Origin of the sequence: Thioalkalivibrio sp. ALgr1 (assembly GCF_000378285.1) — a bacterium.
Taxonomy (GTDB): Bacteria; Pseudomonadota; Gammaproteobacteria; order Ectothiorhodospirales; family Ectothiorhodospiraceae; genus Thioalkalivibrio.
On the sequence record NZ_KB905132.1, the window covers coordinates 406342 to 428576 of the forward strand.

At 67.5% G+C, this 22235-nt stretch carries 17 protein-coding genes; 10 read left to right on the top strand and 7 right to left on the bottom strand.

The annotated features are described in order from the left end of the window. Positions 1 to 68 precede the first annotated feature (68 nt). Positions 69 to 2036: a GNAT family N-acetyltransferase gene (locus F466_RS0101950; RefSeq protein ID WP_026296397.1), complete on the top strand. Its 1968-nt coding sequence runs from the start codon at positions 69 to 71 to the stop codon at positions 2034 to 2036. Between the two features lie 11 nt (positions 2037 to 2047). Here the strand turns inward: F466_RS0101950 and F466_RS0101955 are convergent, their stop codons facing one another. The 3 genes from F466_RS0101955 to F466_RS0101965 all read right to left on the bottom strand — a co-directional run bounded on the left by F466_RS0101955 (position 2048) and on the right by F466_RS0101965 (position 7097). Then, positions 2048 to 4063 carry a methyl-accepting chemotaxis protein gene (locus tag F466_RS0101955; RefSeq protein ID WP_018993345.1) on the bottom strand — a complete coding sequence of 672 codons (2016 nt, stop codon included), beginning with the start codon at positions 4061 to 4063 and terminating at the stop codon, positions 2048 to 2050. 167 nt (positions 4064 to 4230) lie between these two features. Continuing rightward, positions 4231 to 6144, bottom strand: coding sequence for an ATP-binding cassette domain-containing protein (locus F466_RS0101960; protein ID WP_018993346.1), 1914 nt, complete (start codon positions 6142 to 6144; stop codon positions 4231 to 4233). A gap of 104 nt (positions 6145 to 6248) precedes the next feature. Next, complete coding sequence (locus F466_RS0101965) at positions 6249 to 7097, bottom strand: universal stress protein (protein ID WP_018175057.1); 849 nt, start codon at positions 7095 to 7097, stop codon at positions 6249 to 6251. Between the two features lie 250 nt (positions 7098 to 7347). Between F466_RS0101965 and F466_RS0101970 the strand changes: the two genes are divergently transcribed. The 7 genes from F466_RS0101970 to F466_RS0102000 all read left to right on the top strand — a co-directional run bounded on the left by F466_RS0101970 (position 7348) and on the right by F466_RS0102000 (position 14680). Next, entirely contained in the window at positions 7348 to 9186 is a 1839-nt protein-coding gene (locus tag F466_RS0101970) for an SLC13 family permease (protein ID WP_018137576.1), read from the top strand. A gap of 49 nt (positions 9187 to 9235) precedes the next feature. Next, positions 9236 to 10126 (top strand): phosphoribulokinase, encoded by an 891-nt coding sequence (locus tag F466_RS0101975; RefSeq protein ID WP_018137575.1) that lies wholly within the window; start codon positions 9236 to 9238, stop codon positions 10124 to 10126. A gap of 109 nt (positions 10127 to 10235) precedes the next feature. After that, positions 10236 to 10697 carry a hypothetical protein gene (locus F466_RS0101980; RefSeq protein WP_018993347.1) on the top strand — a complete coding sequence of 154 codons (462 nt, stop codon included), beginning with the start codon at positions 10236 to 10238 and terminating at the stop codon, positions 10695 to 10697. A 284-nt stretch (positions 10698 to 10981) separates the two neighbouring features. Next, positions 10982 to 12109: an FIST C-terminal domain-containing protein gene (locus F466_RS0101985; protein WP_018993348.1), complete on the top strand. Its 1128-nt coding sequence runs from the start codon at positions 10982 to 10984 to the stop codon at positions 12107 to 12109. Between the two features lie 14 nt (positions 12110 to 12123). Then, positions 12124 to 13158: an NADP(H)-dependent aldo-keto reductase gene (locus F466_RS0101990; protein WP_018139718.1), complete on the top strand. Its 1035-nt coding sequence runs from the start codon at positions 12124 to 12126 to the stop codon at positions 13156 to 13158. Positions 13159 to 13169: 11 nt separating this feature from the next. Further along, on the top strand, positions 13170 to 13952 hold the full coding sequence (locus F466_RS0101995; protein WP_018993349.1) for a TatD family hydrolase: 783 nt from the start codon (positions 13170 to 13172) through the stop codon (positions 13950 to 13952). Further along, a complete protein-coding gene (locus F466_RS0102000) occupies positions 13949 to 14680 on the top strand; it encodes a ThiF family adenylyltransferase (protein ID WP_018139720.1) in 732 nt (243 codons plus the stop codon). The genes F466_RS0101995 and F466_RS0102000 overlap by 4 nt, the downstream gene beginning before the upstream one ends. A gap of 71 nt (positions 14681 to 14751) precedes the next feature. Here F466_RS0102000 and F466_RS0102005 read toward each other — a convergent pair whose 3' ends face one another. The 4 genes from F466_RS0102005 to glyQ are packed head-to-tail and all read right to left on the bottom strand — an operon-like array spanning position 14752 to position 19234. Next, on the bottom strand, positions 14752 to 15393 hold the full coding sequence (locus tag F466_RS0102005; protein WP_018993350.1) for a hypothetical protein: 642 nt from the start codon (positions 15391 to 15393) through the stop codon (positions 14752 to 14754). Next, on the bottom strand, positions 15383 to 16138 hold the full coding sequence (locus tag F466_RS0102010; protein WP_018993351.1) for a 1-acyl-sn-glycerol-3-phosphate acyltransferase: 756 nt from the start codon (positions 16136 to 16138) through the stop codon (positions 15383 to 15385). The genes F466_RS0102005 and F466_RS0102010 overlap by 11 nt, the downstream gene beginning before the upstream one ends. A gap of 9 nt (positions 16139 to 16147) precedes the next feature. Further along, the gene (gene glyS, locus F466_RS0102015; RefSeq protein WP_018993352.1) at positions 16148 to 18229 is read right to left on the bottom strand and encodes a glycine--tRNA ligase subunit beta; all 2082 of its coding nucleotides are present in this window, start codon (positions 18227 to 18229) and stop codon (positions 16148 to 16150) included. A gap of 60 nt (positions 18230 to 18289) precedes the next feature. Continuing rightward, complete coding sequence (gene glyQ / locus F466_RS0102020) at positions 18290 to 19234, bottom strand: glycine--tRNA ligase subunit alpha (RefSeq protein WP_018139724.1); 945 nt, start codon at positions 19232 to 19234, stop codon at positions 18290 to 18292. Positions 19235 to 19320: 86 nt separating this feature from the next. Here glyQ and F466_RS0102025 point away from each other — a divergent pair, with 86 nt between their 5' ends. Further along, positions 19321 to 20595: a cation diffusion facilitator family transporter gene (locus F466_RS0102025; RefSeq protein ID WP_018993353.1), complete on the top strand. Its 1275-nt coding sequence runs from the start codon at positions 19321 to 19323 to the stop codon at positions 20593 to 20595. Between the two features lie 196 nt (positions 20596 to 20791). Next, on the top strand, positions 20792 to 22201 hold the full coding sequence (glnA, locus tag F466_RS0102030; protein WP_018139726.1) for a glutamate--ammonia ligase: 1410 nt from the start codon (positions 20792 to 20794) through the stop codon (positions 22199 to 22201). Positions 22202 to 22235 lie beyond the last annotated feature (34 nt).

The following is a 22235-nucleotide window of genomic DNA, read 5'->3' on the forward strand; positions in this document are numbered from 1 at the left end:
GTGGGGCCGCGCGGGCCTCTGCACGATTACCCGGATATTTTGCCGGGCACGCCGAAAGGCGAATGGGGATGGCGGTGAACACCCTTTTTCGGCGCGTGCTCGCGCTCCGCGGGTCGAACCAGGGTCGGGACCAGGCGACGCGCTGGCTGGCGCGCATGCCGGACAACTGCCAACCGCTCTGGGTGGGCAGCCATCCACCAGAAGGCGTGCCCCGTACCCGGCCGGCCCAGGCCGGCCACTGGCTGGGCCACGAGTGTGATGCAGTGGTGTTCGAGGCCACCACACCCCTTCCCGGTGATGCCCTTGCGATCGCCGCCGGGCTCCTGCGCGGTGGTGGGATTCTGCTGTTGCTGGTGGACGAACCCGGCCACGGGGCCTGGTCCAGGCGCTGGCGCACAGCGCTGCGGGCGCCACTGGTGGAATGGGTCCAGGAAGGACCGGATCGCTGGCCACTCCCGCGTAGCGAGAGAACACCCTTTGAGTGGACGCCGGACCAGCAGGCGGCCCGCAGACTGCTGGATGCACTGGTACCCGGCGAATGCGGCGTCCTGACCGCAGCCCGCGGCCGCGGCAAATCGACCCTGCTGGGGGACTGGATGGCCGGATCCTCTCCGACCCCCACGCCCAGGGGCATGGCCCTGACAGCCCCGACCGAGGCGGCTGTCCAGGCGGTACACAAGGCCATACAAGTGCACCTGGGCCGTGTCCCCGAAGAGCTGCGCTACCACGCCCCTGCCGCGCTGGAGGCGGCGGCCGCCCAATCGGAAACCCTGGTGGTGGACGAGGCCGCCGCACTCCCGGTCGACCACCTCCTGCGGCTGGCACGGCGGGGGCAACGACTGGTGCTGGCGACTACGACGGGTGGCTTCGAGGGGAGCGGGCAGGGCTTTCGGCTGCGCGCCTTGCCCGCACTGGAACAGGCGGGTCTTCGCGTGCGGCACGCGCGCCTGGAAACGCCAGTGCGCTGGGAACCCGGCGACCCGCTGGAGCGCTGGATCGATGACCTGTTCCTGTTGGGGGCCCGCAGTGCCGCGCCAGAGCCGCAGGCAGTGCGATGGCACTGGAGTCAGGCATCCGAACTGGCAGCGCGGCCCGGGCGACTGGAGGCCGTGGCCGGCCTGCTGGCCGATGCGCACTACCGCACCCGGCCCTCGGATCTGCAGCGCTGGCTGGACGACGCCGCCATCCACCTGCTGACGCTCGAGGGCATCCGCGACGGGGCCCTGTTCGGCGTGGTGCTGGTGGGCGTGGAGCCGGGACTGGACGCCAGCATGGCCGAAGCGGTCTGGGCAGGAGAGCGCCGACCCCAGGGGCATTTTCTGCCCTGCGTGCTGGCAGCCCAGGGGGCGTTCGACCTGGCCCGGCACCCGGTCTGGCGCATCCAGCGCATCGCGGTGCATCCGCACTGGCAGGGTCGCGGGCTGGGACAGCGGCTGCTGCACCAGATCACCGAACGCGCTCGGGCCGAGGGTATCGGCATGGTCGGGGCCAGCTTTGGCCTGGATCCCGACCTGCTCGGGCTGTGGAAACGCGGGGGCTTCGACCTGCTACGTGCCGGCCTGCGCCCGGATCCCTACAGCGGCCGCCCAGGGGGTGTAGTCCTGAAGGCGGTCGATGACGCGCTCGCCGGGCCGATACGATGCCTGGCAGCCGCACAGGCCCGGGACTGGCCCGCATGGCGGGATCGTCTGTGGCCCTGGCACGAAACGGCCCTGGCACGGGCGCTGGAAGCCCTTTTTCCGGAGGCCGGACCTGATCCGGCGATGGCAAGGGACTTGGCGGAGCTCAAGGCCTTCGCCGAGCGCGCCCGGCCACTGGAATGGGTACTCCCGGCCCTGGTCCGCCAGCTACGCGCGCAGCCGCCGACCGATACAGAAGGAACGGTGCTGGCCACCGCCCTGGAGCCACCGATCGACTGGGACGACCTGGCTGTCCGTCTGGGGGTCTCCGGACGCCGCGGCGTGGTACGGCGTTTGCGTCAGGCCGCGCAGGCCTGGCGCACCCGGGTCGAGTCCGGGGGGCAGCCCCCGGGCTGATCCAGCCGTCATCAGAGCCGGAACTGGGCCAGCGCCTGCTGGATCTCGCGCTCGACCTGCTTGAGCTCGTCGGAGGCCGCGCTGACCCGATCGGCGGTGTTGGCAGACTGATCGGCCCCGTCGGAGATCTGCACGATGTTGCGGTTGATGTCCTCGACCACGGTGCTCTGCTGACGCGCGGCAACCGCGATCTGATCGGTCATCTCCACGATCGTGGTCACCGACTGGCGGATCTGCTGCAGGGCGCCGTTCACCTCGGCGGTGTGCTCCATGGTGGTCTCGGCCTCTTCCTGGCCGTGCTGCATCGCCTTCACCGCAGAGCCTGTGGCGGTCTGCAGACGCGAGATCATGCTCTCGATCTCGTCGGTGGACTCCTGCGTGCGGGTCGCCAGCTTGCGTACCTCGTCGGCCACCACGGCAAACCCGCGGCCATGTTCCCCGGCACGGGCGGCCTCGATCGCCGCGTTGAGGGCCAGCAGATTGGTCTGCTCGGCTACGCCGCGGATGACTTCAAGGATGGTGCCGATCTGTTTCGAGTCTTCACCCAGCTTGGCTACAGTGCCGGCGGCCTGCTCGACCGTGCCCAGCAGGGAGGACATGGACTCGATGTTCTTCTCCATCACGTCGGCGCCGTTGTTCACCGCACCGCTGGCCTCCTGTCCGGCCTGGGAGGTGGCATCGGTATTACGCGCGATCTCCTCGGCGCTGCTTTGCAGCTCGTTGATCGCCGTGGCGACGCGCTCGGTCTCGTCGCGCTGACGCGAGACCACCTCGCGGGCCTGATAGGCCTCCTGATTCAGGTTCTCAGTCGCACGGTTCAGGGTCTCGGTACCGCTACGGGCGTTGCCAATCGCCTGCGCAATCTTGTCGGTAAAGCGGTTGAACGCACGCCCCAGCTGGGCCGTCTCCATCAGACCGTTTTCGTCCAAACGGCGGCTGAGGTCGCCATCGCCGTCGGCGATCTCTTCCAGCGCCTCGGTCGAGTGAGCCAGCGCACGGCGCACCACCAGGATGATGAAGACCGCGCCGACCACTCCCAGGATCACGCCAATCAGCGCCAGGACGCCCTGCGTCACCTGGGTATTGCGCATGGTCGCGGTCAGCTCGGCGGCGGACACTTCAGCACGGCCGGTGATGCGCTCGGACAACTGCTGCAGTTCATTACGTGCCTCGAAGATCACCGGGCCGACCTCGGTACGGATCAGGAAGGCGTCCTGCAGGGCCTCCTCGCTGCCGTGGATGCGAACGATGTCCTGGATCGCGCTATCCAGCTCGTTCAGGAGCCCTTCGAAGTCCTCGACCGCGATCTGCTGCTCGAAATCGAGCTCGTCGTACTGTTCCAGCAACCGCGCCAGCACGTCGTGTGTCTGGCCAAGGTACAGACGCAGGTTCTGCTCGAAGGAGTCATCACGAAACGCGATGAAACCGCGCAGGTTCGAGGTGATCTGCAGAAGGTTGGTACGCAGGCTGTAGAAATCGCCGAGACGCTCGAACGAGCGCTGGAAGCGTGCCCGCGCCATCTCCTCGTCGATCATGGTGCTGGTCAACTGGGTCATCTGCATGGTCGCCGGGTTGGCGCGCGAGTTGGCGACACCCTGGGCCGGCATGTTCTGGGCCACGTCCTCGGCCACTTCAATCAGGCGCTCACGGTGTGCGGCGAAGCCATCGATGTTCGCGCGCACCTGTTCCGCGGAGGCACTCAGTTCATCCGAGCCCTGCACGACCGGATCGTTGACCAGGGCATCCATGGCGACGTCCAGCTCGTCCATCGCATTCAGCCAGGCGTCGCGGTGTTCGTCCTCCTCGCTCATCAGGTAGAAGCCTAGGAAGGCGGCGCTCTCCTGCAACAGCTGCTCCACGTCGTTGACGCGTGCCACCGCCGGATAGTCGGACTGGGTCAGTTCAGCCACGCCCTGTCCACCCACATTCAGGGCACGCAGTGCCAGCAGCGAATTGATGATCAGGATCGCGACGACCAGCCCGAAGCCGGCGATCAGCAGCCCCCGAATGGAGAGTTTGTCCAGCATGGTGTTGACTCCTTCCTCAGCGCCTTCTGCCGGGCGCATGCCATCACGTGCAAACGGATCATTCCGCTGCCTGTAGAGACGATTCATCCCCTGTTACGGCCGCCTTCCCCTGAAGTTGAGCCCTGGCCGTTTTGAGAATCACATCACACCGAATGACGCGGAAAGAGTCAGGGTGATTCCAGCGCCTCCCAGCGCTCGTAAGCCACCGCCAGGTCTCGTTCGACCTGTTCGAGCCGGGCCTGCAACTCGCGCACGCGCTCCCCATCGCGCAATACCTCTGGATCCGACAGGGCCTCGGCCAGCGACTGGTGCTCGTTTTCCAGCGCCTCGATCTGGCCTGGCAGGGCCTCCAGCTCGCGAGCCTCCTTGTAGGAGAGTTTGCGGGCGCGGGGCGGCGGTTCCGCGACCGCGGACGTCGGCTCGGAGCGGGCCTCGGGTGCGGCGGGCGCCTCCTGGGCCCCGGTATCCGCTTCGCGCGTGAGCAGGCGTTGCGTGACGCGTGCGGGCAGGTCCGACCAACCGCCGACGAATTCCTCGACCGTGCCATCGCCGGGCAGCACCAGCGTGCTGGTCGCAACGTTGTCGAGGAACGCGCGGTCGTGGCTGACCACGATCACCGTGCCGGTGTACTCGATCAGAAGCTGTTCCAGCAGCTCGAGGGTCTCGACATCCAGGTCGTTGGTGGGCTCGTCGAGTACCAGCAAATTGGCCGGGCGCAGAAACAGCTTGGCCAGCAGCAACCGGTTGCGCTCGCCACCGGACAGGGCCGATACGGGCTGGCGCGCGCGTTCCGGCGGGAACAGGAAATCCCCGAGATAGCTCAGCACATGTCGGGTCTCGCCATTCACGGTGACGCGGTCACGGCCCTCGCCGACCGCATCCTGCACGGTGGTCGTCTCGTCGAGACGCGCCCGTGCCTGGTCGAAATAGGCGATCTCGAGCTGGGTGCCCAGCTTGACCGTTCCGGAAAATGGCTCCACCTGGCCCAGCAGCCCGCGCAGCAGCGTGGTCTTGCCGGCGCCATTGGGGCCGATGATGCCCAGGGCGTCGCCACGCTGGAGCAGCAGGTTCACGTCGCGCACCACCGGCGTGTCGCCGTAGCCGAAGTCCGCATGCTCCGCCTCGATCACCAAACGGCCGGAACGCTGCTCGGGGGACAGCTGCATGCGTACCTGCCCCCCCAGCTCGCGTCGTTCGGCGCGCTTCTTGCGCAGGGCCTGCAGGGCGCGCACCCGCCCCTCGTTGCGGGTACGCCGGGCCTTGATGCCCTGGCGGATCCAGGTCTCCTCCTGCGCCAGCTTGCGATCGAACTCGGCGCGCTGACGCGCCTCGACCTCCAGGCGCTCGGCCTGGCGCGTGCGGAAGGCCTCGATCGAGGGCGGGTGTTCGTACACCTGGCCACGATCCAGCTCCAGGATGCGAGTGGCGACCTGTTCCATGAACTGGCGGTCATGGCTGATGAACACCACCGTGAGCCCGCTCCCGCGCAGGAACTCCTCCAGCCAGCGGATCGCAGCCACATCCAGGTGGTTGGTCGGCTCGTCCAGCAGCAACAGCTGCGGCTCGCGCACCAGCTCGCGCGCCAGCCAGACGCGACGCTTGAGCCCGCCGGAGAGCGCAGCGAATCCGGCCTCGGGGTTGAGCTCCAGGCGCGAAAGCGTCGTTTCGACCCGGTTTTGCAGGCTCCAGCCGTCGATCGCCTCCAGCCGGGCCTGGACCGGGCCCATCTTCTCCAGGGCCTCGGCGTCACCACTGGCGGCGGCCTGGCTCAGGTGATGGAAACGCTCCAGCAGTTGCCCGGCCTCGCCCAGCCCCTCGGCGACCACATCGAACACCGTGCCCTCGACCCCGGGCGGCAGCTCCTGGGTCAGGTATGCGGTCGCCAGGCCGTCCTGGCGGACCACCTCGCCCGAGTCCGGCTGGATTGCACCCGCAATCACCTTGAGCAAGGTCGACTTGCCCTCGCCGTTACGCCCGGCTACCGCCACGCGTTCGCCGGGCTCCAGGCTCAGATTCAGGCCATCCAGCAACGGCGCCATGCCATAGGCCAGGTGGATATCGCGCAGGGTCAGCAGAGCCATCGAGATCGAGAGGAATCCAGTTGGGGAACCCGGCAAACGCCGGGCAGAAGGGGTTCAGGGGGAATCGTGAACCAGGGAGTGCGACCAGGGAAACAAATGTTTCCCTAGACGTTCAGGCCCTTGACCACCAGCACCGGGCAGTCAGCACCGCCAATCACGCGCTCGGACACCGAACCCATCAGCAGACGCTTGAGGCCGGTACGTCCGTGGCTGCCCACGACGATCAGGTCGCGATTGTCGCGCCGCGCCACGTCAATCAGGGTGACCTCGGCGCGGCCTTCCTCGAAGGTCGCGTCCGCCTGAAGGCCCTGCTCCCGGGCCTCGCCCTGCAGGCGCTGGATCGCATCGACGCCCTCCTGGCGGCGTTCGTCACTCTGGCCGGGCACGGCGACCGAGGCGATGGTGATCGGCAGCTGACAATAGCCGGCCAGTTCGATCGCCGCACGCGCCGCCTGATCGCCCAGTTCGGAGCCATCGGTCCCGACCAGCAGCCCCCGGTGCGGCGCCTGCGCGCCACGCGGAACGACCATGACGTTACACGGCGCCGTGCCCACCACCTTGCGCGTCGCGTCGCCGACCATCAGACGCGCGAGATCGTTGCGGTCGCGGCGCCCGATCACGATCAGGCCGGCCTTGTACTCCTCGGCGATCTTGACGATCTCCTGATGCCGGTCCACTCCGTGGCGCAGGATGGGCAGGGCATCGAGGCCCTGCTCGCGCGCCTTTTTCTCGAGCACGTCCAGGTCGCCCTGCGCGGTCACGCTCGCATCGTGGCTGCGCCGGGGCGACAGTGCGTCGTGCTGCGTATCGGTAGGAATGATACGCGCGAGGATGAGCCGGGCCCCGCAACGCTGGGCCAGATCCAGGCCGACAGCCTCGGCCGACTCGCTGAACTCGGAGCCGTCAGTCGCGAGCACGATCGTCTCGAAACGGCAAAGCGGGGCATCGGACATGGGGCGTCTCCCTGACAGTTTTCGACCAGCATAACCGACCGGCCGGCGCACGACAGCCAGCGTCTCGCGAAAGGTCCGAACGGCCCGCTTTTTGCGTCCAACCGCCCGGGATGAAATAATCGCGCGCTTTCAAGGGGAAGCACCGGCGACGCCTCCCACGCCACTGGCCACCGGCCAGGGCCACTCGCCAGCCCCCTCAGCCCCGGCTCTGCACCGTCCGGTGCGGGTCTTCAGGATACGAAATCGATACATGGAAAACCTTACGCTGACCACCGAGATGATCGTGGTGCTCGCGCTACTGGCGTTCACCATCTTCCTGTTTGTGACGGAGGTCATCCGTGTGGACCTGGCTGCCATCTCGGTGATGGTGCTGCTCGGCCTGCTGACGCTGGTGCCCGGGCTCGGGCTGCTGGTCGCGCAGGACGAACTGTTCAGCGGTTTTGCCTCCAATGCGGTGATCGCGATCATCGCGGTGATGATCATCGGCGCCGGTCTCGACAAGACCGGCGTGATGCACAAGGTGGCCGCCTTCATCATGCGCGTGGGCGGCACCACCGAGAAGAGCATCATCCCGACGGTCTCCGGCACCGTCGGCGTCATCTCGAGCTTCATGCAGAACATCGGCGCCGCCGCGCTGTTCATGCCGGTGATGAGCCGGATCTCCAGCCGCCTCGGGATCCCGCTGTCGCGCCTGCTGATGCCGATGGGCTTCGCCGCGATCGTCGGCGGCACCATCACCCTGGTCGGTTCCAGCCCGCTGATCCTGCTGAATGACCTGCTGCCGTCGAACATGGAGCCCTTCCAGCTGTTCGACGTCACCCCGATCGGCCTCGCGCTGCTGGCCACTACCATCGTCTACTTCGTGGTGCTGGGCCGTTTCGTACTGCCTTCGGTCAAGTCCAAGTCCGCGCAGCGCGAGAGTGCACAGGAGTATTTCCAGCGGGTATACGGCCTGTCCTACGAGATCCACGAAGTATTCGTTCCCGAGAAGGACCCGCTGGTGGGCCGCACCGTGGCCGAGATCGAACGCGAGACCGGGATCGCCATCGTCGGCACCTACGTGCGCGACGAGCTGCGCATGGCCCCCTGGACCGGCTACGAGATCCAGGCCAACTCGCACCTGGCGGTGCTCGCCAGCCCCGCGCGCATGGAAAAGCTGTGCGAGGGCACGCGCAAGCGCCCCACCACGCGCCTGGACGTGTTTGCGAACGCGCTGGACACCAGCCGCTCGGGGGTCGCCGAGGTCGCCATCGCGCCTGGCTCCAACCTCGCCGGCAAGACCGTGACCGAACTGGCCATGCGCCAGACCTACGGCCTGTCGGTGATGCGCATCCAGCGCGGCAGCGAGACCTTCGGCGAGGGCCTGCGTGACATCCCGCTGGAGATCGGCGACATCCTGGTTGTGCACTGCACCTGGGAGTCGCTGGCGCGCCTGGACAAGGATCGCGACTTTGTCGTGATTACCTCCGACTACCCGCGCGAGGAGCTGCGCCCCTCCAAGGTCCCGCATGCGCTGTTCTTCCTGGCGCTGACGGTGGGCTTGATCCTGTTCACCGACCTGATGCTGTCGGTCGCGCTGCTGACCGGCGCGCTGGGCATGATCCTGACCGGCGTGATCAGCCTCGACGACGCCTATCGCTCGGTGAGCTGGAAGACGGTGTTCCTGCTGGCCTCACTAATACCGCTGGGGATGGCGGTGGAGAACACGGGCACCGCCGCGTGGATTGCGCAGAACACGCTGGAACTGCTGGGGACCGTCCCGCCCTGGGTGCTGCAGGCGACGATCTTCGCGCTGGCCACGTTCTTTACGCTGGTCATGTCCAATGTCGGTGCGACCGTGCTGCTGGTGCCGCTGGCGATCAACTTCGCGATCGCCGCCCAGGCCGCGGGGATGGACGCCGACCCGCGCGTGTTCGCGCTGACCGTGGCGATCGCCACCTCGAATTCCTTCCTGATCCCGACCCACCAGGTGAACGCCCTGATCATGGGCCCCGGCGGCTACCGGGTGAAGGACTACATGAAGGCCGGCGGCATCATGACGCTGCTGTTCGGTATCGTGGCCATGCTGATGCTCAATCTCATTTTCTAAACTCGTCCGTACACTATTCGTCGCAAGAAGCTATGCAAGGAGAAACCCCATGTCGCAAAAACATCCCGTGATCGCGGTCACCGGCTCCTCGGGAGCCGGCACCTCCACCGTGAAGCGCTCGTTCGAGTCGATCTTCCGCCGCGAGCAGATCAACCCGGTCGTCATCGAGGGCGACAGCTTCCATCGCTATGACCGCAAGGCGATGAAGGAGGCCATGCAGAAGGCCGCCGACGAAGGCAATCAGCACTTCTCCCATTTCGGCCCCGAGGCCAACCTGTTCGATCGCATCGAGGATCTGTTCAAGACCTACGGCGAGACCGGCCAGGGCCAGAAGCGCTACTACCTGCACTCCGACGAGGAAGCCGCCGCTCACAACGAGCGTCTCGGCACCAACCTCGGCCCGGGCGAGTTCACCCCCTGGGAAGAGATCCAGCCGGGCACCGATCTGATGTTCTACGAAGGCCTGCACGGCCTGGTCGTGAACGGTGAAGTAAATGCCGCGCAGCACGTGGACCTGGGCATCGGCGTGGTGCCGATCGTAAACCTCGAGTGGATCCAGAAGATCTTCCGCGACAATGCCGAGCGTGGTTATTCCGCCGAGGCGATTGTGGACACGATCCTGCGCCGCATGCCGGATTACGTGAACTACATCACCCCGCAGTTTGGCCACACCGACATCAACTTCCAGCGCGTGCCGACGGTGGACACCTCCAACCCGTTCATCGCCCGGGACATCCCCACCCCCGACGAGAGCATGGTGGTCATCCGCTTCAGGGAGCCGAAGAAGTTCGGTGTGGACTTCCCCTACCTGCTGAACATGCTGCCCGACTCCTTCATGTCCCGGCCGAACACCATCGTGGTGCCCGGCGGCAAGATGAGCTTCGCGATGGAGGTCATCCTCGCGCCGATCATCCACGACATGCTGTCGCGTCGCGGCTGAGCGCAAGCGCTCCGGAAGTTCCCCTAGCCCCGCTCCGGCGGGGCTTTTTTGTGGTGACAGGCGTTTGGGCTAGCATTCCGGCGATCCCACCTTGACCCATGGAGTTGCCGTGTTCGGACTGTTCGGGCCACGCCCCGCGCAACAGATGGAACGCTTTCGCAGCCGCTATACCGGCCGCTCGCTGATCGTGCACCAGGGCTTCGAGGGCGACTGGCTGGAGGAACTGCTGAAGCAGCCCGGCGGCGGCGGGCACTTCCGTATCGACAGCCGCCGTCTGCCGACGCGGCGCCCCACGCCGATCGAGTGGCTGGTACAGACCCATGTGCTGCCCCTGGCGCTGCCCCAGCCGCTTTACCTGGACATCCGCGAGGATGCGATCCTCGCGCGGCACCTGATACGGGGCGAACGGGCGGTCCACCCCTCCGAGATCGCCTGGTTCCTGGAGGAGCTGGACACCCGCCACCATGCCCGCCTGGAGTTCACAGAAAACGACCAGATGACCATCCGGCGCGGCATCCCCGAAACCGACAACGAGGCCCTCAGCATGCTGGAACAGCTAGGGAAGCACTGATCAATGTACACACTCGCGTTGGTACCCCAGGTTTTCCGAGACAAGGCGCGCCGTGCAGCGGGTAGTGGTTCTACCCGCAAGCGGCGCAACGCAGGATCGGGGAACCTGGGGTGCCAACCCCGAAGGGGCTCGGCCGCTTTTGCATGCGCACGGCGTTGCGGCTCCCTTGTGCAGAATGACTGCACGGCAGTCACCGCGCCTTGTTCGCACGCAAAAGCGACTCGAGCGCGAGCGTGTACATTGATCAGTGTTTCCCTAGGGCTGTAATGGAGTCCTGAACGTTGATGGAACGCTTTGTCAGTACCGCCGCCAGCGGCAATGATCCGCGCACCCTCGCCGCCGAACTGATCCAGGGGCTGGGCACGCTGCCGCCCCGGGATCCGGAGACCGTGCGCGTGGGCTTTATCTACGTCTCCGACGCGCTGAGCCGCAATGCCCGCCTGGTCATGGACACGCTGCGCAAGGCACTAGGGGTGGACCATTTCGTCGGCGGCATGGGCATGGCCGTGATCGGGCCAGACCGCGAATTCTACGAAGACCCGGCGATTACCCTGATGATCGGCGACCTGCCGGCCGGTTCCGCGCGCGTGATTCAGCGTCCGGTCCACAGCCTGGACGAGCTGAAGCAGGCCCTGGACGGCTTCCTCGACCCCGCCACCCCGGGGCGCCTGCTGCTGAACGCCGATCCACGCACGGAGGGTGTCGAGGCCGTGCTGACCGAAATTGGCGACCAGACCGCCTGGTTCGCCACCGGCGGCATACACTCCGGCGAGAATGGGGCCGGGCAGATCGCCGATGGTGTGGTCGCCTCGGGCATCACCGGGCTCGCGCTGCGCGACGATGTCGCGATCGCCGCACGCCACAGCCAGGGCTGCACCCCGCTGCCCGGCCAGCACGAGCTGACCGAGACCTGGCGCAACATCATCGTGCAGCTGGATGGTCAGCGAGCACTGCCGGCATTCAAGGGCATCATCGGCGACGTCCTGTCGCGCGACCTGGAGCGGGCACTGGGCTACATCCTGGTCGGCTTCCCGATCGCCGGCTCGGACACCGGCGACTACCGGGTCCGCAATATCATCGGCGTGGACCTCGATCAGCAGGTGCTCGCGGTCGGCGAACTGCTGGAGCCCGGGCAGAAGATCCTGTTCGTACGCCGCGACGGCCAGGCCGCTCGCGACGACCTCGAGCGCATGCTGGAGCAGATTCGCGCCCAGGCCCCGAACGGGATCCGCGGGGCGATCTATGTCTCCTGCATCGGACGCGGGCGCCACCAGTTCGGCCAGGAGGGCGCGGAACTGGCAATCGTGCAGCAGGGTCTGGGGGATGTACCCCTGATCGGCTTTTTCGCCAATGGCGAGATCTTCGCCAACCGCCTGTACGGCTACACCGGGGTCCTTACCCTATTCACCTGAACCAAGGGACTGGCATGCAATACCGCAAACTGGGACGCACCGATATCGAGGTCAGCCTGATCGGCCTGGGCACCATGACCTGGGGCGAGCAGAACACCGAGGCCGAGGCACACGAGCAGCTGGACTACGCGCTCGACCAGGGCGTGAACCTGATCGATGCGGCCGAGATGTACCCGGTCCCGCCGCGCGAGGAGACTCAGGGGCTGACCGAGACCTACATCGGCAACTGGCTGGCGAAGCGCGGCAACCGCGACCGCGTGGTGCTGGCCAGCAAGGTCGCCGGCCCCGGGATGATCGACTACCTCCGCGGTGGCCCGCAGCTGAACCGCGAACACATCGAGCAGGCCCTGAACGACAGCCTCCGGCGCCTGCAGACCGACTACCTGGACCTCTACCAGGTCCACTGGCCGGCGCGCGCCACCAACTTCTTTGGCCAGCTCGGCTACGTTCACAAGCCGGACGAGAGCGCGACCTCGATCGAAGAGACCGCGGCGGCGCTGAAGGCCGTGGTCGAGAGCGGCCGCGTGCGCGCCATCGGCATCTCCAACGAGACCCCGTGGGGGTTCATGGAGTGGATACGCGCCCATGACCGCGGCCTGTCCGAGCGCATCGTCTCCATCCAGAACCCCTACAACCTGCTCAACCGCAGCTTCGAGGCGGGGCTGGCGGAGATGGCCATCCGCGAGGACGCCGGCCTGCTGGCCTATTCGCCGCTGGCCTTCGGCATGCTCTCCGGCAAGTACCTGGACGGGGCAAAGCCCGCGGGGGCGCGCCTGACGCTGTTCGAGCGCTTCCAGCGCTACAGCAACGAATCCGGCCTGGCCGCGACCGCGGAGTACGCGCGCCTGGCCCGCGAACACGGCCTGACCCCGTCACAGCTGGCGCTGGCCTTCATCAACCAGCAGCCCTTCGTGACCAGCAACCTGATCGGGGCAACCACGATGGAGCAGCTGCGCGAGAACATCGCCACCGTCAACATCACCCTGTCCGATGCCGTGCTGGAGGCCATCGAGGCCATCCACGCCCGCTATACCTACCCCTGTCCGTAGGACCACCGCCGGTGCACCTGATCGATACGCATGTCCACCTGGACCTGGACGCGTTCGATCCGGATCGCCCGGCGGTGCTGGACCGCGCCCGCGCCGCCGGGGTTCAGGAACTCGTCCTGCCCGGCGTCACCCGCGCACGCTGGCCGGACCTCGACGCCTTGTACCGCCAGCACGCGGGTCTGCATGTCGCCTACGGCCTGCACCCGACCTTTCTGCAGGCGCATGCGGACGCGGACCTTGACGCCCTGGAGGCCTGGCTGGATACGCACCCGGAGACCATCGCGGTCGGCGAGATCGGGCTCGATGGCTATCAAGAGGGGCTCGACTGGGACCGCCAGTGGCGCTTCTACACGCGGCAGCTGGCCATCGCGCGGGAGCGCGACCTGCCGGTGATCATCCACAGCCGGCGCGCGCTGGACGCAGTGCTGAAAGGCCTGCGCCAGCAGCCCGGCGTGACCGGGATCCTGCATGCCTTTATCGGCTCGCCGCAGCAGGCCCGACAAGCGGCGGATCTCGGCTGCTGTCTGGGCATCGGCGGGCCGGTGACCTACGAACGGGCGAAACGACTGCACCGCGTGGTGCGCGAGGCCCCGCTGGAGGCGCTGGTCGTGGAGACCGATGCCCCGGACCAGCCACTGGCCGGGCACCAGGGCGAGCGCAACGAACCGATGATGACCGCCGAGGTGAACCGCCATCTGGCCCGCCTGCGGGACATCGACCCGGCCGAGATGGCTATAATCACGTCACAAAATGCACGCCGGGTCCTCCGGCTCCCGAACGACCCGGATCCATGAGCACGCCCCACAATCCCTACAGCGAACGCACCGACCTCCTGCTGGGTCCCGACGTCACCGCCGGCCTGCGCGACCGGCATGTATTCATCGCCGGGCTGGGCGGGGTCGGGAGTTTTGCCGCCGAGGCGATCGCACGCGCCGGGGTCGGACGCATGACGCTGGTGGATCACGATGTGGTCGCCGCCTCCAACCTGAACCGCCAGCTGGTCGCACTGCGCTCCACCGTGGACCAGCCCAAGACCGCGGTGATGGAGGCACGCATCCGCGATATCGACCCGGAGATCGAACTGAACATCCAGCGCGAGTTCCTGCGTCCGGACAGCATTGCCGACCTGGTGCCGGAAGACGCCGACTTCGTGCTCGACGCAATCGACTCCATTGCTTGCAAGGCGGCGCTGGTCGCCGGGGCCCAGCGCCGCGGCCAGGCGGTGATCTCGAGCATGGGGGCCGGCGGGCGCATCGACCCCACGGCCGTACGGGTCGGCCCGCTGGAGTCCACCCGCGTCTGCCCGCTGGCGCGGCAGATGCGCAAGAACCTGCGCCGCATGGACGCGCGGCTCGACTACCCCGTGGTGTTCTCGATCGAGCAGCCGCGCAAGGGCACCGAACACCGGCCGGTCGAGGGCGGCCGGCCACGCTCGGTCAACGGCACGATCTCCTACCTGCCCGCGATCTTCGGACTGACCGCCGCCGGCCACGTGATCCAGACCCTGATCGCCCGCGCCTGACTCGCCCAGCCCCGTCATTGCGAGGCGCAAAGCGCCGCGGCAATCGCCGAGGAGCTCCCCCAGCGGTCCTGCTATTCGTCGAACACGGCCTCGATGCGGGCCTGGATGTGCTGGTCGGCGTCGGGGCCGTACTGCGTGCCGGCCGGGTCGAAGCGGTCGCAGAAGGCGTAGGCGAACTTCAGGTCCTTCACGCCCAGGGCGCCGAACAGGCGCGCCTCGAAGGAATGATCGTCCGGCGTCTGGATCAGCGTGGGCCAGCCATCCGCCCCCGGCGCCAGCGCGGGCCCGAAGAACACGACGCCCGGCAGGTTCTTCAGCCGCAGGGCACAGGTGCCCTCGGTCACCCCGGCCATCGGCAGGAAATCGATGGTGCGCGACAGGCGCTGCTTGCGGTTGAAGGCGATGTCGATCTCGCCGCCGGCCGCACGGATTGCCGGTGCCTCGGCCTCGAACGCCAGGGTCTCCAGCCCAGCCGCCCGCCAGGCATCCAGGTCCTGCGCGCCATGGCGACTGGGCAAAAACAGGTAGGCGGGCTTTGTGATCGCCCGAATCGCCTCCAGCAGGGATTCGGAATACGCCGGGGCGTTGACCAGCACGCCCCCCAGCTCGCGGTCGTCGATCAGCCAGACGGCCGGGTCCGAGGCGCCCACGCGGTAGATGCTGCGGTCACGCAATTCGACCAACGGGGCACTGATCAGCGGTTCACTGCCCATGCGGCTCCTCCGACGGCGATTTCGCGGGACGCGGCTCGATCTCGGCCATGGTGGTCTCGATCCATTCTTCGGCTTCGCTTAGTACCTCGACGGGCTTGCGCCCGGCGGTCTCGACTGGCGGGCCGACCACCACCTCGATGGTGCCGGGGTAGCGCCGGAGGCCCTTTTTCGGCCAGAAGCTCCCGCTGTTCAGCGCCACCGGCAGCACCGGATAGCCGGTGCGTGCCGCCAGTATCGCGCCGCCCTGGCGGTAGCGCCCGTGCTCGCCCGGGGCCACGCGCGTGCCCTCCGGGAAGACGATCACCCAGCGGCCCTGGTCCAGGCGCTGCTGGCCCTCCGCGACCAGGTTGTCCAGCGCCTGGCGCCCGGCCTCGCGGTCGATCGGGACCGGGTCCAGCATCGACAGCGTCCAGCCGAACAGAGGGATACGCATCAGCTCGCGCTTGAGCACCCAGGTCTGCATCGGAAAGATCGCCACAAAGGCGACCGTCTCCCACGCGGACTGGTGCTTGGACAGCACCACATGCGGCCGCGAGGGGTCGATGTGCTCGGCGCCGTGCACGCGGTAGTCCACGCCGCAGGTGATACGCAGCCACCAGACGTTGAAACGCCCCCACTGGGTAAGGGCCCGGTAGCGCGCCGGGCGCGAAAGCGGCCAGATCAGCGGCGGCACCAGCAGGCCAAACACCAGCGTGGAGCCGATGAACCCGAGCTGGAACAGGAGGCCGCGGATCAGGGGGAGCATGCGGCGGTGCTATCCCGTGGCCAGGCGGCCGATGTCGGCCACGGTCTCGAAGGCGCGGCGCAGCTCGCGCAGCAGCGCCAGGCGGTTGCGCCGCTCGGCGGCATCCTCGGCCATCACCATCACCTGGTCGAAGAAGGTATCGACACGATCACGCAGGCCCGCCAGCTCGCCCAGGGCGTGCAGGTAGTCGCCGTCGGCCACCGCCTGCTCGACGCCGGGACGCACCGCCTGCAGGCCCTGATAGAGGCTCCGCTCCTCGTCCAGCGCCAGGGCCTCGGGATCGAGGTCGGCCTCGGCCTCCGCGCCGGCCTTGCGCAGCAGGTTGTGGATGCGCTTGTTCGCCGCGGCCAGGGCCTCGGCCTCCGGACGCTCGCGGAACAGGCTGACCGCGCGCACGCGGCGGACGAAGTCCAGCGGGGTATCGGGCGCGACCGCGGCCACCGCCTCGATGGTCTCGTGTGCCTGGCCCTGCTCCAGCAGGTAGCCGCGCAGACGCTCCAGGATGTACTCGCGCACCGGCTCCACGGCTTGGTCGGCCTCCGGCACGCGTTCGCGGATCGGCTCGGCCGCGGCCTGCAGCAGTGGGGTCAGGGCCAGCGGCAGTTCGCGCTCGACCAGGATGCGCACCAGTCCCAGCGCGGCACGGCGCAGGGCGAACGGGTCCTTGGTACCCGTGGGCTGCTTGCCGATCGCGAAGATCCCGACCAGCGTATCCAGCCGGTCCGCCAGCGCCAGCGCCTGGGCCAGCGGGACATCCGGTAGTTCCGAGCCGGACTGACGTGGCCAGTAGTGCTGTTCGATCGCGGCCGCAACCGCTTCGTCCTCGCGGTCGTGCAGGGCGTAGTAGCGGCCCATCGTGCCCTGCAGCTCGGTGAACTCGAACACCATCTGGGTGACCAGATCGCACTTGGCCAGGCGCGCGGCGCGCGCGGCCAGCCCGGCATCCAGCCCCATCAGGTCGGCCAGGCGCTGCATCAGGGCCTCCAGGCGCGCGGACTTGTCGCGCAGCGTGCCCAGGCGCTTCTCGAATACGACCGAATCCAGCGCCTCCAGCCGCTCCTCCAGGCGCTTCTTGCGGTCCTGCTGCCAGAAGAACTCGGCATCGGCGAAGCGCGGGCGCAGGACGCGCTCGTTGCCGTCGCGCACCGCGTGCGGGTCGCGCGACTCGATGTTGCTGATCACGATGAAGTGCGGCTGCATGCGCCCGGCCTCGTCGACCACCGGGAAGTATTTCTGGTTGTCCTGCATGGTAGAGATCAGCGCCTCCTGCGGGACATCCAGGAAACGCGGATCGAAACCGCCGGTCAGGGCCACCGGCCACTCCACCAGCGCGGTCACCTCGTCCAGCAGGTCGGCATCGACCAGTGCGCGCCCGCCCAGGGCCTTGGCCTGCTCGTGCACCTGCGCCAGGATGTTCTCGCGCCGCGCCTCGAACGACGGCTCGACAAAGCCAGGGCTGCGCAGCCGCTCGGCGTAGTCGTTGCCGCGCTTCAGCTCCAGCGCACCGGGCTGGTGGAAGCGGTGACCATGCGTGGCCCGCCCGGCGGTCTGCTCCAGCACCGTCATCTCCAGCACCTCGGTCCCGTGCAGGACGACCAGCCAGTGCGCGGGGCGCACGAACTCGGTGCGGCTGCTGCCCCAGCGCATGCGCTTGGGCGTGGGCAGGGCCTCCAGCGCGGCCTCCAACATCTCCGGCAGCAGCTCGCCGAGGGCGCGGCCCGGCTGCATCTGGCGGAAGACCAGGTATTCGCCCTTGTCGGTGGTCTCGCGTTCCAGGCGCTCGACCTCCACTCCGCAGGAGCGGGCAAAGCCCAGCACCGCCTTGGTCGGCTCGCCGGCGGCGTCGAAGGCGGCGGCCACGGCCGGGCCGCGGCGCTCCTGGAGCTGGTCGGGCTGGCGCGCGGGCACATCGGGGAACAGCACGGCCAGCCGCCGCGGGGTGGCGAAGGCCTCGGGCGCGCCCGGTTCCAGCCCGGCCTCGCGCAGGCGGGTGGCCAGGCCCTGGGCCAGGGCGTCACGCAGGCGGGGCAGGGCGGTGGGGGGCAGCTCCTCGGTGCCCAGTTCGATCAGGAGTTCGCGGGCTTCAGCCATGTCGGGTCCAGTTCGGGTCCATCAGGGCCGCGCGGTCGGGCGCACGGTCCGGAAAAGGGTTCAGGCGGCGTCGGGCTTGTTCGCGTCGTCGTCGGCGCATAGCGGGAAGCCCAGGGCCTCGCGCGACTCGTAGTACTTCTGGGCGACGTTTCGCGACAGCTCGCGCACGCGCAGGATGTAGCGCTGGCGCTCGGTGACCGAGATTGCGCCGCGAGCATCCAGCAGGTTGAAGCTGTGTGACGCGCGCAGCATCTGTTCGTAGGCCGGCAGCGGCAGGCCCAGCTCGATCATGCGATCGCTCTCGTTTGCGTGCTGGTCGAAGGCGGCGAACAGGGCATCGCGATCGGCATGCTCGAAGTTGTAGGTGGACTGCTCCACCTCGTTCTGGTGATAGACGTCGCCATAGGTCACCGGGCGGCCGTCCGGGCCGACGGTCCAGACCAGGTCGAACACGCTCTCCACCCCCTGCAGGTACATCGCCAGGCGCTCCAGCCCGTAGGTGATCTCGCCGGACACCGGGTGGCAGTCCAGCCCGCCCACCTGCTGGAAGTAGGTGAACTGGGTGACCTCCATGCCGTTCAGCCAGACCTCCCAGCCCAGGCCCCAGGCGCCGAGGGTCGGGGACTCCCAGTTGTCCTCGACGAAGCGCACATCATGGGTGAGCGTGTCGAAGCCCAGGGCCTCCAGGGAGCCCAGGTAGAGGTCCTGGATGTCCGGCGGCGACGGCTTCAGCAACACCTGGAACTGGTAGTAGTGCTGCAGGCGGTTGGGATTGTCGCCATAGCGCCCGTCGGTGGGTCGGCGGCTGGGCTGCACATAGGCCGCGCGCCACGGCTCCGGCCCGATCGAACGCAGGAAGGTCGCCGGATGGAAGGTACCGGCCCCCATCTCCATGTCGTAGGGCTGCAGGACCACGCAACCGTGGTCGTTCCAGTAGTCCTGCAACCGGCGGATCAGGTCCTGGAAGGTGGGGCTGCTGCTGGACGGGGTGCGTTCGTGCGCCATGCGGGATCCCGGGTCAGGGCAAAGCGGACAGTATATCGGCCGGGCTCCGGCTGCGGCCACCGCTGAAGGCAGTGCAAGCGTCTTGCATGTGGCGGAGGCACGCCCATACTGAGGGCCTGCCCCTGTTCGGGAGGGATGTCCTGAGCGACCCCCGCGCCAACTCCGAGGCCACGATCTCGCCCGAAAACGGCCGGCGCTACCGTGCCACGCGCCGGGTAACGGTCGTGGGCGCGGTGGTGAATGCCTTTCTTGCCCTGGCACAGCTGCTGAGCGGATGGCTGCTGAACTCGCAGGCGCTGATCGCCGACGGCGTGCACACCCTGTCGGACCTGATCACCGATGGTGTGGTGCTGTTCGCCGCTGGCAAGGCCGCGGCCTCGCCCGATCATGACCACCCCTACGGACACGGGCGTATCGAGACCCTGGCCACCGTGGTCGTCGGTGTGTTCCTCGCACTGGCCGGCCTCGGGATCGCCTGGGCCGCCGGACAGCGGCTGATGGATACCAACGCCGCGACCGCGGGGCCGGCACCGGCCGCGCTCGCCTTTGCGGTGCTGACGCTGGTGGCCAAGGAGGGGCTCTATCAGTACACCCACCGTGTGGCGAAACGGATCGGCTCGCGGATGCTGGATGCGAACGCCTGGCATCACCGCACGGATGCGATCTCCTCGCTGTTCGTGCTGGTCGGGGTCGGGGCCGCGGTGGCGGGCTTCCCGTGGGCGGATGCCCTGGCGGCGCTGATCGTTGCCCTGTTCATCCTGCATATCGCCGGGCGCCTGATCGTGCGCAGCGCGGCCGAACTGATTGACACGGCACTGGATCCGGAGGAGGTCGCGCGCATCCACCGCACGATCATGGAAGTGCCCGGGGTGAAGGATGCGCACATGCTGCGCACGCGGCGGCATGGGAGCGACGTGGTCGCCGATGTGCATATCCAGGTCGCCCCGATGATTTCGGTTTCCGAGGGACACCGGATTGCCGATGCGGTGTACGGGGCCGTCACCCAGCGCCACGAGCGGCTGCGCGATTTTACGGTCCATGTAGATCCGGAAAACGACGAAGATCAGGCTCGAAGCTCGAACCTGCCCCTGCGTCCGGAGATCGCCGAAGCGGTGCGCGAGGCCTGGGCCGACACCCCGGAACTGGATCGCCTGGAGCAGCTTTCCATGCACTATCTGAACGGGCGCATCCACCTGACCCTGACGCTGCGCCTTGACGGGGCATGCACGCCCGTGGACCTGAACGCGCGGGGCGAGGGCCTGTCACAGTCGCTGCAGGGCCATCCGCGCCTGAAGGACCGGCTGGGTGAGGTGAAGATCCTCTATCGCCCATGCACCACTGGCGTGCAACAAAAGACTTGATGCACTACTGTGGTGCCGATGGCGCACGGATATTGTGCAGCCCGCCGCGTGGTACGGGCCTGATGAGTCCTGAACGACCGTCACAGGGCCAATCGAACGAACTGGCATGATGCCTGCATAGAACCGATTCAACGCCGGCCGGGCTCGAATCGGCGCGGCGAACCCAAAGACCAAGAGCAAACCTAAGGAGACTCCCATGTCCGCAGCCGACGTGCTGAAGCAGATCCAGGAAAAGGAAGTCCGCTTTGTCGACTTCCGTTTCACCGACTCCAAGGGCAAGGAACAGCATGTAACCGTTCCAGCCCATGACCTCGACGAAGAGTCGTTCGAGGAAGGCAAGATGTTCGACGGGTCGTCGATCTCCGGCTGGAAGGGCATCAACGAGTCCGACATGATCCTGATGCCGGATGCGGAGTCCGCGGTCATCGATCCGTTCTTCGAGGACATGACGATGAACATCCGCTGCGACGTGGTCGAGCCGGCCACCATGCAGGGCTACGACCGCTGCCCGCGCTCCCTGGCGCGTCGTGCCGAGGCCTATCTGCAGAGCACCGGCATCGCCGACACCGCGCTGTTCGGGCCGGAAAACGAATTCTTCGTGTTCGACGACGTGAAATGGGGCTCGGACCTCTCCGGCTCCTACTGCCGCGTGGACTCCTCCGAGGCCTCCTGGAATTCCGAGCGCGTCTACGAAGACGGCAACATCGGGCACCGCCCGGGCGTGAAGGGTGGCTACTTCCCGGTGCCGCCGGTCGACAGCCTGCACGACATCCGCTCGACCATGTGCGAAGTGATGACCGAGATGGGCCTCGTTACCGAGGTGCACCACCACGAGGTGGCCACCGCCGGCCAGTGCGAGATCGGTGTCGGCCCCGCAACGCTGACGCAGAAGGCCGACGAGGTGCAGGTACTGAAGTACGTGGTGCAGAACGTGGCCCACATGCACGGCAAGACCGCGACCTTCATGCCCAAGCCGATCGTCGGCGACAACGGTTCCGGCATGCACGTGCACCAGTCGCTGTCCAAGGACGGCAAGAACCTGTTCTCCGGTGACCTGTACGGCGGCCTGTCCGAGACCGCGCTGTACTACATCGGCGGCATCATCAAGCACGCCCGCTCGCTGAACGCCTTCACCAACCCGTCCACCAACAGCTACAAGCGTCTGGTGCCGGGCTTCGAGGCGCCGGTGATGCTGGCCTACTCCGCGCGCAACCGCTCCGCGTCGCTGCGCATCCCGTTCGTGATGAGCCCGAAGGCCCGCCGCATCGAGCTGCGTTTCCCGGACTCCACCGCCAACCCGTACCTGGCGTTTGCCGCGATGCTGATGGCCGGCCTGGACGGCATCCAGAACAAGATCCACCCGGGCGACGCGATGGACAAGAACCTCTACGACCTGCCGCCGGAAGAGGAAAAGGGCATCCCGCAGGTCTGCCATTCGCTGGACCAGGCGCTGGAAGCCCTGAACCAGGACCGCGAATACCTGACCCAGGGTGGCGTGTTCACCGACGACATGATCGATGCCTACATCGACCTGAAGATGGAAGAAGTCACGCGCATGCGCATGACCACCCATCCGGTCGAATTCGACATGTACTACAGCCTGTAAGGCATCCGCATCCGGCCCCTCGGGGCCAGATGCA

Coding starts and splice junctions, on each gene's coding strand:
- F466_RS0101950 (WP_026296397.1), top strand. CDS start 69: ATGGCGGTGAACACCCTTTTTCGGCGCGTGCTCGCGCTCCGCGGGTCG.
- F466_RS0101955 (WP_018993345.1), bottom strand. CDS start 4,063: ATGCTGGACAAACTCTCCATTCGGGGGCTGCTGATCGCCGGCTTCGGG.
- F466_RS0101960 (WP_018993346.1), bottom strand. CDS start 6,144: ATGGCTCTGCTGACCCTGCGCGATATCCACCTGGCCTATGGCATGGCG.
- F466_RS0101965 (WP_018175057.1), bottom strand. CDS start 7,097: ATGTCCGATGCCCCGCTTTGCCGTTTCGAGACGATCGTGCTCGCGACT.
- F466_RS0101970 (WP_018137576.1), top strand. CDS start 7,348: ATGGAAAACCTTACGCTGACCACCGAGATGATCGTGGTGCTCGCGCTA.
- F466_RS0101975 (WP_018137575.1), top strand. CDS start 9,236: ATGTCGCAAAAACATCCCGTGATCGCGGTCACCGGCTCCTCGGGAGCC.
- F466_RS0101985 (WP_018993348.1), top strand. CDS start 10,982: ATGGAACGCTTTGTCAGTACCGCCGCCAGCGGCAATGATCCGCGCACC.
- F466_RS0101990 (WP_018139718.1), top strand. CDS start 12,124: ATGCAATACCGCAAACTGGGACGCACCGATATCGAGGTCAGCCTGATC.
- F466_RS0102000 (WP_018139720.1), top strand. CDS start 13,949: ATGAGCACGCCCCACAATCCCTACAGCGAACGCACCGACCTCCTGCTG.
- F466_RS0102005 (WP_018993350.1), bottom strand. CDS start 15,393: ATGGGCAGTGAACCGCTGATCAGTGCCCCGTTGGTCGAATTGCGTGAC.
- F466_RS0102010 (WP_018993351.1), bottom strand. CDS start 16,138: ATGCTCCCCCTGATCCGCGGCCTCCTGTTCCAGCTCGGGTTCATCGGC.
- glyS (WP_018993352.1), bottom strand. CDS start 18,229: ATGGCTGAAGCCCGCGAACTCCTGATCGAACTGGGCACCGAGGAGCTG.
- glyQ (WP_018139724.1), bottom strand. CDS start 19,234: ATGGCGCACGAACGCACCCCGTCCAGCAGCAGCCCCACCTTCCAGGAC.
- F466_RS0102025 (WP_018993353.1), top strand. CDS start 19,321: ATGTGGCGGAGGCACGCCCATACTGAGGGCCTGCCCCTGTTCGGGAGG.
- glnA (WP_018139726.1), top strand. CDS start 20,792: ATGTCCGCAGCCGACGTGCTGAAGCAGATCCAGGAAAAGGAAGTCCGC.